This window comes from Piezobacter thermophilus, from assembly GCF_055386745.1.
In genome coordinates, this window is the sequence record NZ_AP042380.1 from 2,794,755 (window position 1) to 2,811,107 (window position 16,353).

20 protein-coding genes are annotated in these 16,353 nt (G+C 65.6%); 11 read left to right on the forward strand and 9 right to left on the reverse strand.

Annotated elements, in window-relative coordinates:
* Positions 1-3: 3 nt before the first annotated feature.
* Entirely contained in the window at positions 4-306 is a 303-nt protein-coding gene (locus ACZ5CM_RS13475) for an HPF/RaiA family ribosome-associated protein (RefSeq protein ID WP_464639320.1), read from the reverse strand.
* 95 nt (positions 307-401) lie between these two features.
* Positions 402-1,316: an FAD-dependent thymidylate synthase gene (gene thyX, locus ACZ5CM_RS13480; RefSeq protein WP_464639322.1), complete on the reverse strand. Its 915-nt coding sequence runs from the start codon at positions 1,314-1,316 to the stop codon at positions 402-404.
* Positions 1,317-1,506: 190 nt separating this feature from the next.
* Between thyX and ACZ5CM_RS13485 the strand changes: the two genes are divergently transcribed.
* From ACZ5CM_RS13485 to ACZ5CM_RS13500, 4 genes are all read left to right on the forward strand, one after another.
* Positions 1,507-2,421 (forward strand): thymidylate synthase, encoded by a 915-nt coding sequence (locus tag ACZ5CM_RS13485; protein ID WP_464639323.1) that lies wholly within the window; start codon positions 1,507-1,509, stop codon positions 2,419-2,421.
* Positions 2,387-3,805: a tetratricopeptide repeat protein gene (locus tag ACZ5CM_RS13490; RefSeq protein ID WP_464639324.1), complete on the forward strand. Its 1,419-nt coding sequence runs from the start codon at positions 2,387-2,389 to the stop codon at positions 3,803-3,805. The genes ACZ5CM_RS13485 and ACZ5CM_RS13490 overlap by 35 nt, the downstream gene beginning before the upstream one ends.
* A gap of 69 nt (positions 3,806-3,874) precedes the next feature.
* The gene (locus tag ACZ5CM_RS13495; protein ID WP_464639325.1) at positions 3,875-4,303 is read left to right on the forward strand and encodes a VOC family protein; all 429 of its coding nucleotides are present in this window, start codon (positions 3,875-3,877) and stop codon (positions 4,301-4,303) included.
* Positions 4,270-5,046 (forward strand): DUF1194 domain-containing protein, encoded by a 777-nt coding sequence (locus ACZ5CM_RS13500; RefSeq protein WP_464639326.1) that lies wholly within the window; start codon positions 4,270-4,272, stop codon positions 5,044-5,046. The genes ACZ5CM_RS13495 and ACZ5CM_RS13500 overlap by 34 nt, the downstream gene beginning before the upstream one ends.
* On the opposite strand, the gene ACZ5CM_RS13505 is transcribed toward ACZ5CM_RS13500, so the two are convergent.
* The 3 genes from ACZ5CM_RS13505 to ACZ5CM_RS13515 all read right to left on the reverse strand — a co-directional run bounded on the left by ACZ5CM_RS13505 (position 5,040) and on the right by ACZ5CM_RS13515 (position 6,268).
* Complete coding sequence (locus tag ACZ5CM_RS13505) at positions 5,040-5,537, reverse strand: MarR family winged helix-turn-helix transcriptional regulator (protein ID WP_464639328.1); 498 nt, start codon at positions 5,535-5,537, stop codon at positions 5,040-5,042. The genes ACZ5CM_RS13500 and ACZ5CM_RS13505 overlap by 7 nt on opposite strands.
* A gap of 75 nt (positions 5,538-5,612) precedes the next feature.
* Complete coding sequence (locus ACZ5CM_RS13510) at positions 5,613-5,873, reverse strand: succinate dehydrogenase assembly factor 2 (RefSeq protein WP_464639330.1); 261 nt, start codon at positions 5,871-5,873, stop codon at positions 5,613-5,615.
* Entirely contained in the window at positions 5,870-6,268 is a 399-nt protein-coding gene (locus tag ACZ5CM_RS13515; protein ID WP_464642618.1) for a helix-turn-helix domain-containing protein, read from the reverse strand. The genes ACZ5CM_RS13510 and ACZ5CM_RS13515 overlap by 4 nt, the downstream gene beginning before the upstream one ends.
* 91 nt (positions 6,269-6,359) lie before the next feature.
* Here ACZ5CM_RS13515 and ACZ5CM_RS13520 point away from each other — a divergent pair, with 91 nt between their 5' ends.
* Entirely contained in the window at positions 6,360-7,562 is a 1,203-nt protein-coding gene (locus tag ACZ5CM_RS13520; RefSeq protein ID WP_464639332.1) for a pyridoxal phosphate-dependent aminotransferase, read from the forward strand.
* Positions 7,563-7,574: 12 nt separating this feature from the next.
* Positions 7,575-7,979: a hypothetical protein gene (locus ACZ5CM_RS13525; RefSeq protein WP_464639334.1), complete on the forward strand. Its 405-nt coding sequence runs from the start codon at positions 7,575-7,577 to the stop codon at positions 7,977-7,979.
* A gap of 5 nt (positions 7,980-7,984) precedes the next feature.
* On the opposite strand, the gene ACZ5CM_RS13530 is transcribed toward ACZ5CM_RS13525, so the two are convergent.
* Positions 7,985-8,263, reverse strand: coding sequence for a DUF167 domain-containing protein (locus ACZ5CM_RS13530; RefSeq protein WP_464639336.1), 279 nt, complete (start codon positions 8,261-8,263; stop codon positions 7,985-7,987).
* Positions 8,264-8,481: 218 nt separating this feature from the next.
* Here ACZ5CM_RS13530 and ACZ5CM_RS13535 point away from each other — a divergent pair, with 218 nt between their 5' ends.
* Together ACZ5CM_RS13535 and ACZ5CM_RS13540 are read left to right on the forward strand one after the other, a co-directional pair.
* Positions 8,482-9,060, forward strand: coding sequence for a nitroreductase family protein (locus ACZ5CM_RS13535; RefSeq protein ID WP_464639338.1), 579 nt, complete (start codon positions 8,482-8,484; stop codon positions 9,058-9,060).
* The gene (locus tag ACZ5CM_RS13540) at positions 9,057-9,749 is read left to right on the forward strand and encodes an EI24 domain-containing protein (RefSeq protein WP_464639340.1); all 693 of its coding nucleotides are present in this window, start codon (positions 9,057-9,059) and stop codon (positions 9,747-9,749) included. The genes ACZ5CM_RS13535 and ACZ5CM_RS13540 overlap by 4 nt, the downstream gene beginning before the upstream one ends.
* A 21-nt stretch (positions 9,750-9,770) precedes the next feature.
* On the opposite strand, the gene ACZ5CM_RS13545 is transcribed toward ACZ5CM_RS13540, so the two are convergent.
* Complete coding sequence (locus tag ACZ5CM_RS13545) at positions 9,771-10,055, reverse strand: DUF1467 family protein (protein ID WP_464639342.1); 285 nt, start codon at positions 10,053-10,055, stop codon at positions 9,771-9,773.
* 63 nt (positions 10,056-10,118) lie between these two features.
* Positions 10,119-10,523: a methylmalonyl-CoA epimerase gene (gene mce, locus ACZ5CM_RS13550; protein ID WP_464639344.1), complete on the reverse strand. Its 405-nt coding sequence runs from the start codon at positions 10,521-10,523 to the stop codon at positions 10,119-10,121.
* 293 nt (positions 10,524-10,816) lie between these two features.
* Here mce and ACZ5CM_RS13555 point away from each other — a divergent pair, with 293 nt between their 5' ends.
* Positions 10,817-11,536, forward strand: a complete 720-nt coding sequence (locus tag ACZ5CM_RS13555) for a response regulator (protein WP_464639346.1) — start codon at positions 10,817-10,819, stop codon at positions 11,534-11,536.
* Positions 11,537-11,685: 149 nt separating this feature from the next.
* On the opposite strand, the gene aspS is transcribed toward ACZ5CM_RS13555, so the two are convergent.
* Positions 11,686-13,461, reverse strand: coding sequence for an aspartate--tRNA ligase (gene aspS, locus ACZ5CM_RS13560; RefSeq protein ID WP_464642620.1), 1,776 nt, complete (start codon positions 13,459-13,461; stop codon positions 11,686-11,688).
* Between the two features lie 180 nt (positions 13,462-13,641).
* Between aspS and ACZ5CM_RS13565 the strand changes: the two genes are divergently transcribed.
* Entirely contained in the window at positions 13,642-14,874 is a 1,233-nt protein-coding gene (locus ACZ5CM_RS13565) for a class I SAM-dependent methyltransferase (RefSeq protein WP_464639348.1), read from the forward strand.
* A 167-nt stretch (positions 14,875-15,041) separates the two neighbouring features.
* Positions 15,042-16,337 carry a sulfite oxidase gene (locus ACZ5CM_RS13570; RefSeq protein WP_464639350.1) on the forward strand — a complete coding sequence of 432 codons (1,296 nt, stop codon included), beginning with the start codon at positions 15,042-15,044 and terminating at the stop codon, positions 16,335-16,337.
* Positions 16,338-16,353: the final 16 nt, after the last annotated feature.

Genomic DNA, 16,353 nt, shown 5'->3' on the forward strand with positions numbered 1-16,353 from the left:
CCCTCAGGCCAGATCACGCTCCAGAACCCGCGCCAGCTTGTCCGCCGCGCCACGAATGGCCGCGGCCACATCGGCCGCGTGGTGCCGCACGCCCACCGGCTTGCGCCCGCGGGGATGAGCCTCCATCGCGCAGCGCTTGTCATCGGGGCCGCCCTTGTGGGCGTTTTCGTCGGCCACCCAGACCTCGACCCTGCTGAGCCGGTCCGCGCGCCCCTTGAGCGCCCGCTCAAGCGCCTCTTCCGCAACCCTGAGGGCAGAGTCGTATCCGTGAATCGTATCGTCGTTGTGGAGAATGATCTGCATCATTCGCTCCCCGATCTTGTTGGTGTCATACGCGACCTATGGGCGCGGGCACGGCGTTCAAGGGGCGCGCGGCAGAATGCCTGCGGTGGCGCCCCGGTTCAGTCAGGGGCGTTCAGGATCTGCTGGAACTCGCGCCACTCACGCGCGCTCAAACCGGAATTTTCCTGCGTCACCGCCTCGCCCTTCAGCATCCGGCGCAGGCAGGCCAGCATCTGTGCCGAAAGGTTCACCGCGCCAAGGCGGTAATCTTCGAACGCGCGCCAGGCGAAGGGGACCCAGTCGGCGACGATGCGGCAGATTTCCTCTGCATAGACGCGGATTTCATACTGGGCATGGGCATCCGCCCGAAGCCGCAGGAAATGGAACAGATTGTGCAGGTCCACCTTCCAGTACCACTGGGTATAGATGTTCATCGGCAGGTTCATCCGGGCCAGTTCGCGGGCAAGCCCCTGCTGGCCCTCCTGACCGATCATCTGTTCGTAATGATCGTAGCAGCGCGCCGAATCGGCCTTGAGGATCTCCAGCACCCGCGCGGCCTCCTCCCCGTCCAGCACCTCGCCCCGGCCCTGGTTGTTCACCTTCGACTGCGCCGCCACGTGCTCGGGCGCGGGGATGTAGAATTCCCGATCCAGGATCGAATAGCGCGCCGAGTATTCGTTCACGTTGGCGGTGCGATGACGGATCCACTGCCGCGCCACGAAAACGGGCAGCTTCACATGCAGCTTGATCTCGCACATCTCGAAGGGGGTCGAATGCCAGTGCCGCATGAGATAGCGGATCAGCCCCTCGTCGTTCTGGACCGAGCGCGTCCCCTTCCCGTAGGACACCCGCGCCGCCTGACAGATCGCGGCATCATCGCCCATGTAATCGATCACCCGGACGAAGCCGTGATCCAGAACCGGATGCGCAAGGTAGAGGTGCTTCTCCATCCCTTCGGCCACGGCGCGCAAGGTCTGGCGCGGCTGCGACCGGAGGGCATCGATCTCGGCCTGTTGTTCGGGGGACAGGGGCATGGGACGGTTCCTTTTCGCGCCGAATCTGTTGCGCCTTCCACTCTATCTTGACGCGCCGCCGCGGTGAACCTCGGACCCGCGGGGTCACCAATTGGTCACGCCCCGGCCCGGGGGGCTTCATTTGCATTGACTTGCAGGGAAAAGGCGCGGATTCTCGGGCAAAACCTGAAAACAATGAAGGTTGAGGCAGATGAAGCGGTTTTCGGCAGGCGTCGCGACGTTCGTCGCGCTATCGGCATGTAGTGGCGGCAACCCGTTCGCCCCGACGACGGGCGGCGGAACGGGGACCGGAACCGGAGCGCCGTCGATCCCTGCAGACCTGGCCGGCGACCTGACCAGTTTCACCTATGACCCGGTGGCCCAGACCCTGATCGTGCGCGGGGTCAGCCTGGACGACACGCCGTTCGAGGCGGTCTATACCCGCAAGCCGGCGCTCGACCGGCAAGGCTACGAGGCCTATACTTCGCAGGAAAGCTCCCTGGGGCGACACACCACGGCCTATGTCAAGGCCAGGGACGGGGTGAGCGCCGCGATCACAGTCTCCGGCGTACAGTTCGGCCAGTATTTCGGCGGCAGCGGCTACGGCCGTGACGGCAGCTGGTCACCTCCCGATACCACCGTTGCCGGCGGGCTGGTCTCCTATGCGGGGGGCTATGTGGGCCTTCTGAACGCGGCGGGCAGCGGCGAAGACCTGTTGCCGGTGACGCCGGGCACGCCGACCGACATCCTGCCAACGCAAGCCGCGGAAGTGGTGGGCGACATTTTCATCACCGCCGATTTCGCCGACAACACGGTGAACGGCATCGTCTACAACCGGGTGATCGCGGACACGGCAACGGCGGTCGAGAACCTCGAACTTGCGGGCGCCCCGATCGATGCCGATGGCGTATTCACCGGCGACGTAACGCAGGACGCCGGCGCACAGGTGGTTGGCACCTATGGCGGCATATTCGGCGGCACCGGCGCCAGCTCGGTGGCGGGAACCCTGTTCAGCCAGGGCCATATCGGCGCCCTTCCCGGCACGGTCGAGGAATATGGCGTCTTCGTTCTGGAGAACTGCGGTGGGGCAGGTGCCGATCCGGTTTGCACCCAGCCGCGCCCGTGACCTGCTGCGCGCCGCGCTGCTGGCTGCGGGGCTGATTGCCCCGGCGGCGGGTGTTGCGGCAGAAGAGGAGAGCTTCACGCTCAGCCTGGCCCAGACCCGCGCGCTGGCCGTGCTGGCGCTGCAATCGGGCGATCCGGGCCTTGCCGTTCGCGCGGCCGAAGGGCTGCTTCAGGCCGACCCCGACGATCCCCTTGCCCTCTATGTCATGGCCGCGGCGCTCTTGCGACTCGACCGCCCCGATCCGGCGCGCCAGGCCGCAGCCCGCGCCTATCGCAATGCGCGCACCGGACCGGACCGGTTCGGCGCCGCCCAGCTTGCCGCGCGCGCGGCCTATGTCGGAGGCCATCCGACTCTGGCCCAGCTGTGGTTGCGCCGCGCGGCCATCCACGCCCCGGATCCGCGCGCCGAGGCGGTTGTGGCGCGCGACTATCGGGTGCTGCGCCGCCTTAACCCGTGGGCCTTCCGCCTGCGTGCCGAGATGCGCCCGTCGAGCAATGTCAACAAGGGGGCGGATTCGGCGCTTCAGATCATAGACGGGGTGCCCGTGACCGGATGGCTTTCGGGCACGGCACAGGCGCTTTCGGGCCTGATCGGATCGGCGGACATCCAGTCCAGCTATCGCTTTCGCCAGACGCGGGACAGTGCCACCTCACTTGCCGGCCGCCTTTATGTGCAGCGCGTGGCCCTGTCGGCAGAGGCCCGAGCCATCGCCCCCCGCGCCCGCAATGGCGATTTTGCCTCGACTTTCGTCGAAATGTCGTTGCGCCACGGCTTCCGCGCCGGCCCGCGCGAGAGGGGCGGCACGGCGGCATTCGATGTTGCCAGCGGCGAATCCTGGTGGGGCGGATACCGCAGTTTCCGCTATGCACGGGTGAGTGCCGAACGCGGCTGGCAACTGGGCGCAACCCGCGTGGACCTTCGCGCATTGGCCGAGAGGCGCTTCATGGCGCGCTATTCGGTCAACGATGCCCGCGTTGTGGAGCTTGGCGCCGAAATCGACCGCCCGCTTGCCAATGGCGACCGCGTGACATGGGCACTGGCCTGGCGCGACACCGACGCGCGCCACCCCAATGGCACCTACCGGGCGGCCTCGATGCGGCTGGGCTATTCCTTCGGGCGGCCGGTGGGGCCGGTGCGGCTCAGCGCCGGGTTGGTGCTGGGCTGGTCCGACTACCCGGAGTTCTGGTCCGGCGGTTTCATCCGTGTGCCGGGCGGGCGCCAGGACAGGTCGGCCTATGGCGATATCAACATGCTGTTTTCCAGGTATGATTATGCCGGCTTTGCCCCCATGCTGCGGCTGCGCGCGGGGCGGAAGGAGTCCAATGACAGCCGCTACAGCATGAAGGAATTTTCCTTCTCGCTCAGCGTGGAATCAAAGTTCTGATGCGGGGCCGATGCCGCTGGCTCTTGCAACGAAATGCGCTAACCTGTGGGCGAACAGCCGGAGGACGACATGGCACTGAGATATCTGCACACGATGGTTCGCGTGAAAGACCTGGAAAAATCCATGGCATTTTACGAACTTCTCGGTCTGAAACAGACCCGGCGCCATGACAGCGAAAAGGGGCGCTTCTCGCTGATCTTCATGGCCCCGCCGGGGCAGGAGGAATGCCCGATCGAACTGACCTGGAACTGGGACGGGGACGAGGGCCTGCCCAGCGACAGCCGCCATTTCGGGCATATCGCCTATGGCGTGGACGACATCTACGCGACATGCCGGCACCTGATCGACAACGGGGTCACCATCAACCGCCCGCCGCGCGACGGGCGCATGGCCTTCGTTCGCTCGCCCGACAACATTTCGATCGAACTTCTGCAGAATGGCGACCCTCTGGAGCCGGCCGAGCCATGGGTCAGTATGGAAAATATCGGTCACTGGTGATCGCAGGGGCGGTCACAGCCGCCCTGTCGACGCCAGCCCTGTCCGCCCAGCCATGCCGGCTGGCGCTGGTTCTGGCGATCGACGTATCCTCTTCGGTCGACGCCGCCGAAGACGCGTTGCAGAGACGCGGGCTGGCCGCCGCCCTGATTGCGCCCAACGTACAGGCCGCGTTTTTTGCATCCCCCCTGCCGGTTGCGCTGGCCGCCTATGAATGGAGCGGACGAGACAAGCAGGCCCTGCTGCTCGACTGGCGCCTGATCGAAACACCGGCCGACCTGGTGGCGGCGGCCCGGGTGCTGGGGAAATCGCGCCGCGGGAATGACGATTACCCGACGGCAATGGGCTATGCGCTTGGCTATGGCGCAGGGTTGTTGAACCGCGGGCCGGACTGCCTTGCGCGCACGCTCGACATGGCCGGGGACGGGAAGAACAACGAGGGGTTTCCCCCGGCCTCGGCCTATCGCGCCTTTCCCTTCCAGGGCACCAAGGTGAACGGGTTGGCCATCCTTGGCCCCGACCAGCAGGAAAATGACGAACTGATCGGTTTCTACCGCAACGAGGTCCTGCGCGGGCCCGGGGCGTTCCTGGAAATCGCGTGGGGGTTCAGGGATTACGAGCGCGCGATGCGGCGCAAGCTGGAGCGCGAACTTGCGGTGGTGACGATCGGCCTCGGTTTGCCCGCCCGCACGGCAGAGGGACGCGGGCCGGTCCACGCAGCCGCCGATACCGGGCCCCGTCAGTAGATGTACCGGATCTGGTCGGTCCAGTATCGTTCGACCCGCTTCAGCGTGGCGGCAATCTCGTCGATCCCCTCCAGCCCGATCACGCCCCGGCTTTGCAACCCTTCGGCATGGCGCGCGAACAGGGCGGCCACAATGTCGCGGATCTCGCGCCCGCGTTCGGTCAGCCGCACCCGGACCGAACGCCGGTCGATTTCGCATCTCTGGTGGTGCATGTAACCCAGCTCCACCAGCTTCTTGAGATTGTAGCTGACATTGCTTCCCTGGTAGTAGCCGCGGGTCTTCAACTCCCCCGCCGTGACCTCGTTATCGCCGATGTTGAACAGCAGAAGTGCCTGAACGGCATTGAGTTCGAGGATCCCCAACCGCTCGAACTCGTCCTTGATGACGTCCAGCAAGAGCCGGTGCAGCCGCTCGACCAGCGCGAGGGTTTCAAGATAGCCGGCCATGAAGCCACGCGGGGCCGCCGGCGCGATCTGCCGTTGCATGCTCATCCACTTCTCCGACGCGATCCAATCGCAGTCAGCATGACGGCAATTGCCGAATAATCCGTTAAGCCGGATTTTCACCTATTTCTGAAGGACCCGCGCCAGTTCCGCCACGAGATCGGCAAAACGGTCGGGCACCTGCGCGCGCCCGAGAATCCATTGGAACAGCTCCTGGTCGGGTACCTCCAGCAGGGAATCGTAAAGGTCCAGCTCGGGCTCGCTCAAGCCGTCCAGACGGGTTTCGGCATAGGCGCTCAGGATCAGGTCCATCTCCTTGATGCCCCGCCGCATCGACCGCATTTTCATCCGCTTGATGCGATGTTGATGTGTCTCGCCCATCATTCCGTCCGTTCGTTGAGAACGCGCCTCAGGCGCTTTTCCAGTCGCGCCACGCGCTCGGCGCTGGCGCGCATCTCGGTTCGGATCGCCCGCAGTTCGGTCAGGATCTCGCGACATTCCTCGTCGCCCGATCCTTCCTCGGCCGGCTCGGTCATGCCCTCGCCCTCGCCGGTAAGAAGCCACGGGATCGACACGTTGAGAAGCCCGGCCATCATCGTCAACTTGTTGGCGCGGGGTTCGGACATGTCGGCCTCCCACGCCTCCAGCGTGGACTTCCTCACCCCCAGCCGGCGCGCCAGCTGCCCCTGCGACATGCCGGCGGCTTCGCGCGCGGCAGCCACACGGTCGCCGAAGGTTGCCGCATCCGGTCCGTACCAGTCGAAGTCCTCGTCCACCATCACCCTGCCCTCGGCCTTGCGCCAACCCGCTTGAACGCTTGCCGGGCGCACCCTAAGACAGTCCGGTCCAAGCTGCAAACCGAGGCCGGCCATGAGTTTCCTTTCCGCGACAGTATCCCGCATCAGGCCATCGCCCACCGTCGCCATCTCGACCCGGGCGCAGCAGATGCGCGCGGCGGGTGAGGACGTGATCGGCCTTGCCGCGGGCGAGCCGGATTTTGCCACTCCGGACAATATCCGTGCCGCCGGCATCCGCGCGATCAAGGAGGGCAGAACCGGATACACCGCCGTCGATGGCATCCCCGAGCTGAAGGACGCCATCCGCGCCAAGTTCGCCCGCGACAACGGGCTGGACTACGACCGCACGCAGATCAGCGTTGCCTCGGGCGGCAAGCAGATCCTGTTCAACGCGCTTGTGGCAACCCTCGATCCCGGCGACGAGGTCGTGATCCCCGCGCCCTACTGGGTCAGCTATCCCGACATGGTGCGCCTGGCCGGCGGCACGCCGGTGATCGTGGAAACCCGGATCGACAACGGGTTCAGACTCACCGCCGAGGCGCTGGAGGCCGCGATCACCCCGCGCAGCAAGTGGTTCATCTTCAATTCACCCGCCAACCCCACCGGCGCCGGGTATGCGCGCGGTGATCTCAAGCCGCTGACCGAGGTGCTGATGCGTCACGATCGCCTGTGGGTGATGAGCGACGACATCTATGAACACCTGGTCTTCGACGGGTTCGAATTCTGCACCCCCGCCCAGGTGGAGCCCGGCCTTTTCGGGCGCACGCTCACCTGCAACGGGCTGTCCAAGGCCTATGCCATGACCGGCTGGCGGATCGGCTATGCCGGCGGGCCGGTCGAGCTGATTGAAGCGATGCGGAAGATCCAGTCGCAATCGACCACCAACCCCTGCTCCATCAGCCAGTGGGCAGCGGTCGAGGCCCTGACCGGCCCACAGGACTTCATCGCCGCCCGCAACGCCGCCTTCCGCCGGCGCCGCGACCTGGTGGTGGCGATGATGAATACCATCCCCGGCGTGACCTGCCCGGTGCCTCAGGGGGCGTTCTACGTCTATCCCTCGATCGCGGGGCTGATCGGAAGCAGAACACCGGGCGGGCGGCTGATCGACAGCGACGAGGCCTTTGCCGGCGCGCTGCTGGACGAGGCGCAGGTCGCCGTCGTGCCCGGTGCGGCCTTCGGGCTTTCGCCACATTTCCGCATCAGCTACGCTGTGGCCGACGAGGCGCTGAGAGAGGCCTGCACGCGCATTCAGTCCTTCTGCGCATCGTTGAAATAGAAGGGGAGAGGCATGGTCGCAGAGCTTCCGGAATTCTACTTCCGGGTCCGCGAAAACGGGGCTTTCGTGTTCCGGGTGGACACGCAGAACCGGCACCGCCGAATCGAGATGGATCAGATCGCGGTGGTTAATATCCGCAATGGCGAGATCCGTCCGCATGGCAAGCGGGAACTGAGCGAACACGACCTGCATGCAATCCGGTCATGGATGGAAAAGCGTCGGGAAATCCTTGCCCGGCGCGACATCGACGACATATTCCGGGCTGTGGATCATCTGAACCTCACCACCCACTGGGCGCAGTCGCGCGCCACCGATGCACAGCTGGAAGAGGTGACCGACGCGCTGCTTCTGGCGATGCATGATCTGCGCACGGTGCTGGTGCGCAAGAAGGCCGAGCGGCTGGCGCGCGGGGACTGATCCGTTCAGGGGCCAGTATAGACGAAGGTCTTTTGCCGCGAGGTCGCGCCGCGTTTCAGCTCCAGACGGGTCGGCGCGACCTTCATTGCGCGCGCCAGCAGCGCCCGTACGGCCGCGTTCGCCTTGCCGTTTTCCGGCGCCGCGGTCACCGCCGCCTTCAGCCCCTCGCTTGTCTGCACGAGGCTGTTGCGCGCGGCCTTCGGGGTCACGCGAAGGGTGATCTCGGTGCCCGGCACGGCGAGATTCGCAAGATCGGGAAGGGTTCCGGCCCCTGGTTTTGCCATGCGCCCATCATGCACCAGATGGCGGTCGGTTTCCACCACCCCAGGTGCCCGTGGCGAAGGGACGGTGGCGAGGGGCGCTGCCCCTCGCGCTCCCCGGAGTATTTTTCGCAAGAGGAAGGGGGAAACAGGCGAACCGGCAGGGGGGTGTTCCGACGCATCTTGAATCCCGTGCCCGGATGGCCGAGATAGAGGCGACGCGATGTAAAAAGGTTTCACATATGCCCGAACGCAACCAGGCCGTCCTTGATTTTCTGCTGACGCGCAGATCGCGGCCGGCAAAGACCCTGACCGCGCCGGGGCCCACGCGCGAGGGGTTGATGCCACTCCTGACCGCGGCGGCCCGCAGCCCCGATCACGGCAAGCTTGAGCCCTGGCGGTTCATCGTGATCGAACGGGGCGCCATGCCCCGGCTGGCGGCCCTTGCCGAAGAGCGGGGCCGGACGCTGGGAAAGGAGGCCCGCGACATCGAGAAGGCGCGCGACCAGTTCGCGCGGGACGTCACGGTCGTCGCGGTGATCGAGTCGCCGGTGGAATCGCAGAAGGTGCCTGCCGTCGAACAGACCTACTCCACCGGCGCGGTCTGTCTTGCGCTTCTCAATGCGGCGCTGGCCTCGGGCTGGGGGGCGAACTGGCTGAGCGGATGGGTTGCCCATGATCCGGTCTTTCGGGAACAGGGGCTGGGTCTGGCGGCGCATGAGCGCATCGCCGGGTTCATCCATATCGGGACCGAGACCGTCGCCCCGCCTGAGCGTCCGCGCCCGGATATCGCCGCCAGGACCGTCTGGCTTTCCCGATGATCCTGCGTGCCTTCCTGCTGGCGCTGGGTCAGCTCGGCGACCGGCGCTTTCGCCGGGTACTGATGCTGGGCGTGGGGCTCACGCTTGGTCTGCTGGTCGCCGTCACTGCCGCCTTCACATGGCTTGTGCGGTTTCTGGCGGGCGACTCGGTGACGCTGCCCCTGGTCGGCGAGGTGACCTGGGTAGGCGACATGCTGGCCTGGTCCTCGGCCCTGGTGATGCTGGTGCTGTCGGTGTTCCTGATGGTGCCGGTGGCCTCGGCCTTTACCTCGCTGTTCCTCGACGAGGTCGCGCAGGCGGTCGAGGATCGGCATTACCCGCATCTGCCCCCGGCGCGCGGGGTTCCCCTGAGCGAGGCGCTGCGCGATACCGCGGGCTTTCTCGGCGTGCTGATCGTGGCAAACCTGCTGGCACTGGTTCTCTACCTGATCTTTGCCCCCTTCGCGCCGTTCATCTTCTGGGCGCTGAACGGGTTCCTTCTGGGGCGGGAATATTTCACCATCGCGGCCATGCGGCGGGTGGGACGCACCCGCGCGCGGGAGATGCGAAGCCGGCATGCGCCGACGATCTGGCTGGCCGGCATCCTGATGGCGGTGCCGCTGTCGGTGCCGCTGGTGAACCTGGTGATCCCGATCCTGGGCGCGGCCACCTTTACCCATATCTATCACGCGCTCGGCGACAGTCGTTGAGACCGCCGGCGACGAGACATGTCAGTTGGCCGGGCGCCAGCCGGTGGCTGCGGTCCACCTGTCGATGGCCTCCAAGCTGATCACGCCGGATGTGATGATCGCCGCCAGGATCAGCCAGATGACAAAGGCGACCAGCGTCGTTATGAGGGCCTTCTTGCGCAGGTTGTGAACCTGGGGTGCGCCGGCATGGGTGCCCGGGACCACCTCGCCCACGTCGCCTTGGGTTTTCAGGCGGATCGGAATCACCACCAGGTAGGTCATGAACCACAGGACCGAGTAGAGGACGAGCCCGGAGACGATGTTCATGTGCTTACTTTCCTCGAAGCGGCGGCGTTACCACGCCCGTTGCATTTCCGGCGCATTTCCCGCTCAGGCCTGTTCCAGCTCGATCAGGCAGCCGTTGAAGTCCTTGGGGTGAAGAAACAGCACCGGCTTGCCATGCGCGCCGATCCGTGGATTCCCGTCGCCCAGAACGCGGGCGCCCGACGCCTTCAGGTGATCGCGGGCGGCAATGATGTCGTCCACCTCATAGCACAGGTGATGGATGCCACCCGAGGGATTCTTTTCCAGAAATCCCGCAATGGGGCTGTTCTCGCCCAGGGGATGGAGAAGCTCGATCTTGGTATTGGGCAGTTCGATGAACACCACCGTGACGCCATGATCCGGTTCGTCCTGCGGCGCGCCCACTTTGGCGCCCAGCGTGGCGCGGTACTGTTCGGCCGCAGCCTCGAGGTCGGGAACGGCGATGGCAACATGGTTCAGGCGGCCGATCATGCAGTTTTCTCCTCCGGTTTGCGGTTCGCAGGGTTTATGGGGGCAAGTCCATCCAAGAGCAAGTGGGCGCTGCCCGCACAAGGCGCATCCGCCCTGGCTGCGACGGGCGAAATTCGCTGCAAATGGCACCTCGCCTTCCGGGCTGAGCCCCATTGCCGGGACATACCCTCCGGTCGCCCGTGGCGGTCCGGCGCCGGTCCTGCATTTGAACGGATGTGACGGACGACATCGTTAACCGATCATTAGCCAGCCACGCCTAGGCTTTCCCGGACAACCGGAAAGGAGGCCCATCAATGGATGATTCGGATCCCTTAATCGCCCCGCACCGCCTGCCCACACCGGCCCGGCCGCTTCTGGGTCTGACCATCCTCGTGGTCGAGGACAGCCTTTATGCCTGCGACGCCATGCGACTGCTGTGCCTGCGAAGCGGCGCCCGCATCCGCCGCGCCGACTGTCTGGCTTCGGCACGTCGTCACCTGCAGATATACCGGCCATCGGTGATCGTCATTGATCTTGGCCTGCCCGACGGCTCGGGTCTTGAACTGATTTCGGAACTGTCGCGGGCGACGCCCCGGGTGGCCGCCATTCTAGGCATGTCCGGCGACGACTTTGCCGAGGACGCCGCCCTCACCGCCGGGGCCGACGGGTTTCTGGCCAAGCCGGTCACGTCGCTGCTGACCTTCCAGCGCACGATTCTGACTCTGTTGCCGGAAGAGCGCCGCCCGGCAGGCCCATGGCGGGTGCAAGATGATGAGATTTCGCCCGACCCCCTGACCTACCGGGACGACATGGCCCATGTCGCCGATGTTCTGGCCGACGCCGAGGACGAACGCGTTCTGGACTATGTCGCCCAGTTCGTTGGCAGCATCGCCCGCTGCGCGAGCGACACCGCGCTCGCCGATGCGGCCGAGCGACTGGCCCGTGCCCGCAGTGAAGGCAGGCCCGCCGCGCCACTGGCCGCGCATGTCGCCGGGCTTGTACAACAAAGGCTGCAGCAACGCGAAGCGATCTGAGCCTGCCCGGTTCCGGCCGTTCCCCGCGGTCGTCGGGGCGCGGCACGGTTCGGGCCAACTCCGGCCAGGCGGACCGCGGTGCGCGCCGGCATTTCGCGGCTGCCCCCACCCGTTGCGCCGGGGGCGCGGGGCCCTGGCGGCGCCTGGCGCTACTCCTGCGGGATGACCCGCAGCCCCAACTCCATCAGCTGTTCGGGCGAGGGTTCGCTGGGGGCCGACATCATCAGATCCTCAGCACGCTGGTTCATCGGGAACATGATGACTTCGCGGATATTGGCGGTGTCGGCCAGAAGCATCACGATCCGGTCGATCCCGGCGGCGCAGCCTCCGTGCGGGGGCGCGCCGTACTGAAACGCATTGACCATGCCTCCGAAGCGGCGCCGCACCTCGTCCTCGTCATATCCGGCCAGGGAAAATGCCTTGAACATGATGTCGAGCCGGTGATTCCGGATCGCGCCGGAGAGGATCTCGTAGCCGTTGCAGGCCAGATCGTATTGCCAGCCCAGAACCTCCAGCGGATCGCCCTTCAGCGCCTCCAGCCCGCCCTGCGGCATCGAGAAGGGGTTGTGCGAGAAGTCGATGGCGCCGGTTTCCTCGTCCTTCTCGTACATCGGGAAATCGACGACCCAGGAAAAGGCAAAGCGGTTCTTTTCGGTCAGGCCCAGCTCTTCGCCGATCACGTTGCGGGCCTTGGCGGCCACCGCCTCGAAGGCGGCCGGCTTGCCGCCCAGGAAGAAGGCCGCATCGCCCTTGCCCAACCCCAGCTGCCGGCGGATTGCCTCGGTCCGTTCGGGGCCGATATTCTTGGCCAGCGGGCCGGCGGCCTCGACCCCGTTTTCGCCCTCGCGCCAGAAGATGTAGCCCATCCCCGGCAGGCCCTCCTTCTGGGCAAAGGCGTTCATGCGGTCGCAGAACTTCCGGCTGCCGCCGCCCTGGGCGGGAATGGCGCGGATCTGGGTGCCCTCCTGTTCGAGCAGCGAGGCGAAGATCTTGAATCCCGAGCCGCGGAAATGTTCGGAGACGTCCTGCATCTTGATCGGGTTGCGCAGGTCGGGCTTGTCGGTGCCATACCACAGCGCGGCGTCCTTGTAGGAAATCTGCGGCCAGTGCCTGTCCACCTTGGCGCCATTGCCGAATTCCTCGAAAATGCCTTCGATCACCGGCTGGATGGTGTCGAACACGTCCTGCTGGGTGACGAAGGACATCTCCATGTCGAGCTGGTAGAAATCCGTCGGACTGCGGTCGGCCCGCGGGTCTTCGTCGCGGAAGCACGGCGCGATCTGAAAGTACTTGTCGAAGCCCGAGACCATGATCAGCTGCTTGAACTGCTGCGGCGCCTGAGGCAGCGCATAGAACTTGCCCGGATGCAGGCGCGAAGGCACCAGAAAGTCGCGTGCCCCCTCGGGGGACGAGGCGGTGATGATCGGCGTCTGGAACTCGCGGAAGCCCGCATCCCACATCCGCCGGCGCATCGAGGCCACCACGTCCGAGCGCAGCTTCATGTTGGCCTGCATCGCCTCGCGCCGCAGGTCGAGATAGCGATAGCGCAGGCGGGTTTCCTCGGGGTATTCCTGATCTCCGAACACCTGCAGCGGCAGCTCCGCGGCGCGGCCCAGCACTTCCATGTCGCGGATGAAGACCTCGATCTCGCCGGTGGGAATCTTCGGGTTGATCAGTTCCGGGTCGCGCGCCTTCACCTCGCCGTCGATGCGGATGCACCATTCGGCGCGCAGCTTCTCGACCTCGTCGAAAACAGGGCTGTCGGGGTCGCAAAGGACCTGGGTGATGCCATAATGGTCGCGCAGGTCGATGAACAGGATACCGCCGTGGTCGCGGACCCGGTGAACCCAGCCGGACAGGCGGACGGTGCTGCCGACATCGGCGCTGGTGAGTTCGGCGCAGGTATGGCTGCGGAAGGCGTGCATCTGTCTTGTCCCCTCGGGCGTGAGAAACGTCGCGCCGATACAGCGCGCCATGCCGGTGAAGTCAAGGGCCGCCGCCCCGAAGCCGCCTGAAACACCCCGGTATTTGTGAAATTGGGACTCTGGTGTAACGTCTTGAACTGACAAGCGTCTGATACTGGAACAGACACGGGGGGTTGACCGATGTGGGAGACGGTTTTTCACAGGATGGTGTCGCGCCTGATCAGCGATGGTCAGTTGAGCGTGATCTTCCCGGACGGCCGCAAGGCGGTTTACGGCCGGGATGAAGAGCCGCGCGCAAGCGTGCGGATCACTTCGCCCGCGACGATCCGGGCCTTGTGCCTGAACCCGGAACTGGCACTGGGCGAAGGCTACATGGACGGAACGCTGATACCCGAGAACGACGATCTGGAAGGGTTTCTTCGGGTGGTGATGCGCAACCGGCAGGAGCGGCGGATGCCATTGTGGGTGCGGGCCCTGAGCAAGGCGCGCTACCTGGCGCAGACCTGGATCCTGCGCAACACCGAATCCACCGCACAGAAGAACGTGGCCCATCACTACGACATCTCGGACGATCTCTACCGGATGTTCCTGGACGAGGACATGCAGTATTCCTGCGCCTATTTCGCCCACCCCGACATGACGCTGGAGGAAGCGCAGGCGGCCAAGAAGGCCCATATCGCCGCCAAGCTGCGGATCGAGCCGGGGATGAGGGTGCTCGATATCGGCTGCGGCTGGGGGGGCATGGCGATGACGCTGGCCCGCGACTACGGCGCGCGGGTGGTCGGGGTCACGCTGTCGGAAAACCAGCTGGCAACCGCGCGTGCACGCGTGGCCGCGGCCGGGCTGGAGAACCGGGTCGAATTCCGCCTTCAGGACTACCGCACCATTTCCGAACCCTTCGACCGGATCGTGTCGGTGGGGATGCTGGAGCATGTGGGCGTGCCGCACTACCGGGAATATTTCGGCAAGGTGGCCGATCTGCTGGAGCCGGACGGGATCGCGCTGATCCACACCATCGGGGCCTGTTCGCCGCCCTATGCGCAAAGCCGGTGGATCACGAAATACATCTTCCCCGGCGGCTACATCCCGTCCATGTCGGAACTGGCCGGCCCGATCGAGGCCGCGGGGCTGTGGAACTACGACGTCGAGGTGCTGCGGCTGCACTACGCGAAAACGCTGCGGCACTGGCTGGCGCGGTTCGACATGCATATCGACGAGGTGCGCCGCCTTTACGACGAGCGCTTCGTGCGCATGTGGCGCTATTACCTGACCGCCTGCTACATGACCTTCGAAGAAGACATGCAGGCCGTGTTCCAGTTCCAGCTGGGCAAACGGATCGACGCGGTGCCGATCACGCGGGATTATCTCTACAGCGTGGAAGACACCGGCACCCGGCGCAAGGCCGCGGAATAGGCGTCCGGCCGATAGCGCCCCCCGCTCGCGCCCTGCAGGACGGCGGAATTTCGCCGCCTGTCCGCGGGCGGGAATAAAACCGAACCCTGAAACGTCACTTTTTCACATCCTGCCGGCCTGCGCCGGCGGGATGGGAAACGTGCAAGACGTGGATCAGGGAGGATCACATGAGGACAGATGACGAAAAGAAGCGCGACTCGCACCGGCATGAGGCCGCCGCGGGCGTTTCGCCAGGCGAAATGACCGAACAGCCGGCCGACCCGGACCGTCGCGGCTTTCTCAAGCGGACCGGGCTTGCCACCGTGGCGGCCATGGTCGGAACCAACATCCCCTTCGGTGCCAACATGCCGGCCGGGATGGTGCCGGCGGCGCTGGCTTCGCAGGACATCCTGTCGGGCAAGGACGGTCTGTCCCTGCTGAACGATCGTCCGGTCAACGCCGAAACCCCGCCCGAGCTGCTGGACGATCCCATCACCCCCACCAACCGGCACTTCATCCGCAACAACGGGATCCCGCCCGAGAACATGGATCCCGACAGCTGGACGCTGACCATCGACGGTTTCGTGGACAACCCGCTGAAGCTGAGCATCGCCGATCTGCGCAACCAGTTCGAGGTGGTGACCATGGCGCTGGCGCTGGAATGCGGCGGCAACGGCCGGGCCTTCTTCGACCCGCCGGCCAGGGGCAACCAGTGGACCTATGGCGCAGTGGCCTGCTCGGAATGGACCGGGGTGCGGCTGAAGGACGTGCTCAACAAGGCGGGCGTGCAATCGAACGTGATCTATACCGCCCATTACGGGGCCGACACGCATCTTTCGGGCGATCCGAACAAGATCCCGATCTCGCGCGGGGTACCGATCGCCAAGGCGATGACCGACAACGTGCTGATCGCCTTCGAGATGAACGGCGAAGCGCTGCACCCGATGAACGGGGCGCCGCTGCGGCTGGTGGTGCCGGGCTGGCCGGGGTCGTGCTCGCAGAAATGGCTGACCCGGATCTGGCTGCGCGACCAGGTGCATGACGGACCGAAGATGACCGGCAAGTCCTACCGCGTGCCCGCCTATCCGGTGGCTCCGGGCGACAAGGTGCCGACCGAGGATTTCGTCATCATCGAGCGGATGCCGGTCAAGTCACTCATCACCTACCCGGCCAACAACACCGACATGACCGCCATGGAAACCGAGGTGCGCGGCCATGCGTGGTCGGGGGACCGCTCGATCGACAAGGTGGAAATCACCATCGACTTCGGCAAGACATGGATGCCGGCCGAGCTGGACGCGCCGGCCAACGAGGGCGCCTGGCAGAACTGGCGCGCGAAGGTGAAGTTCCCGATGAAGGGCTATTACGAAGTCTGGGCGCGGGCCACCGACAGCGCCGGCGAGATGCAGCCCTTTGCCATCGACTGGAATCCCAAGGGGTACCTCAACAACTCCATGCACCGCGTCGGGCTGCGCGTGGGCTGAACGACTGCCGGAGCGG

Excerpts from the sequence above, each read along its gene's own strand:
- ACZ5CM_RS13475 (WP_464639320.1), bottom strand. The coding sequence starts at position 306 with ATGATGCAGATCATTCTCCACAACGACGATACGATTCACGGATACGAC.
- thyX (WP_464639322.1), bottom strand. The coding sequence starts at position 1,316 with ATGCCCCTGTCCCCCGAACAACAGGCCGAGATCGATGCCCTCCGGTCG.
- ACZ5CM_RS13485 (WP_464639323.1), top strand. The coding sequence starts at position 1,507 with ATGAAGCGGTTTTCGGCAGGCGTCGCGACGTTCGTCGCGCTATCGGCA.
- ACZ5CM_RS13495 (WP_464639325.1), top strand. The coding sequence starts at position 3,875 with ATGGCACTGAGATATCTGCACACGATGGTTCGCGTGAAAGACCTGGAA.
- ACZ5CM_RS13500 (WP_464639326.1), top strand. The coding sequence starts at position 4,270 with ATGGGTCAGTATGGAAAATATCGGTCACTGGTGATCGCAGGGGCGGTC.
- ACZ5CM_RS13505 (WP_464639328.1), bottom strand. The coding sequence starts at position 5,537 with ATGAGCATGCAACGGCAGATCGCGCCGGCGGCCCCGCGTGGCTTCATG.
- ACZ5CM_RS13510 (WP_464639330.1), bottom strand. The coding sequence starts at position 5,873 with ATGATGGGCGAGACACATCAACATCGCATCAAGCGGATGAAAATGCGG.
- ACZ5CM_RS13515 (WP_464642618.1), bottom strand. The coding sequence starts at position 6,268 with ATGGTGGACGAGGACTTCGACTGGTACGGACCGGATGCGGCAACCTTC.
- ACZ5CM_RS13520 (WP_464639332.1), top strand. The coding sequence starts at position 6,360 with ATGAGTTTCCTTTCCGCGACAGTATCCCGCATCAGGCCATCGCCCACC.
- ACZ5CM_RS13525 (WP_464639334.1), top strand. The coding sequence starts at position 7,575 with ATGGTCGCAGAGCTTCCGGAATTCTACTTCCGGGTCCGCGAAAACGGG.
- ACZ5CM_RS13530 (WP_464639336.1), bottom strand. The coding sequence starts at position 8,263 with ATGGCAAAACCAGGGGCCGGAACCCTTCCCGATCTTGCGAATCTCGCC.
- ACZ5CM_RS13535 (WP_464639338.1), top strand. The coding sequence starts at position 8,482 with ATGCCCGAACGCAACCAGGCCGTCCTTGATTTTCTGCTGACGCGCAGA.
- ACZ5CM_RS13540 (WP_464639340.1), top strand. The coding sequence starts at position 9,057 with ATGATCCTGCGTGCCTTCCTGCTGGCGCTGGGTCAGCTCGGCGACCGG.
- ACZ5CM_RS13545 (WP_464639342.1), bottom strand. The coding sequence starts at position 10,055 with ATGAACATCGTCTCCGGGCTCGTCCTCTACTCGGTCCTGTGGTTCATG.
- mce (WP_464639344.1), bottom strand. The coding sequence starts at position 10,523 with ATGATCGGCCGCCTGAACCATGTTGCCATCGCCGTTCCCGACCTCGAG.
- ACZ5CM_RS13555 (WP_464639346.1), top strand. The coding sequence starts at position 10,817 with ATGGATGATTCGGATCCCTTAATCGCCCCGCACCGCCTGCCCACACCG.
- aspS (WP_464642620.1), bottom strand. The coding sequence starts at position 13,461 with ATGCACGCCTTCCGCAGCCATACCTGCGCCGAACTCACCAGCGCCGAT.
- ACZ5CM_RS13565 (WP_464639348.1), top strand. The coding sequence starts at position 13,642 with ATGTGGGAGACGGTTTTTCACAGGATGGTGTCGCGCCTGATCAGCGAT.
- ACZ5CM_RS13570 (WP_464639350.1), top strand. The coding sequence starts at position 15,042 with ATGAGGACAGATGACGAAAAGAAGCGCGACTCGCACCGGCATGAGGCC.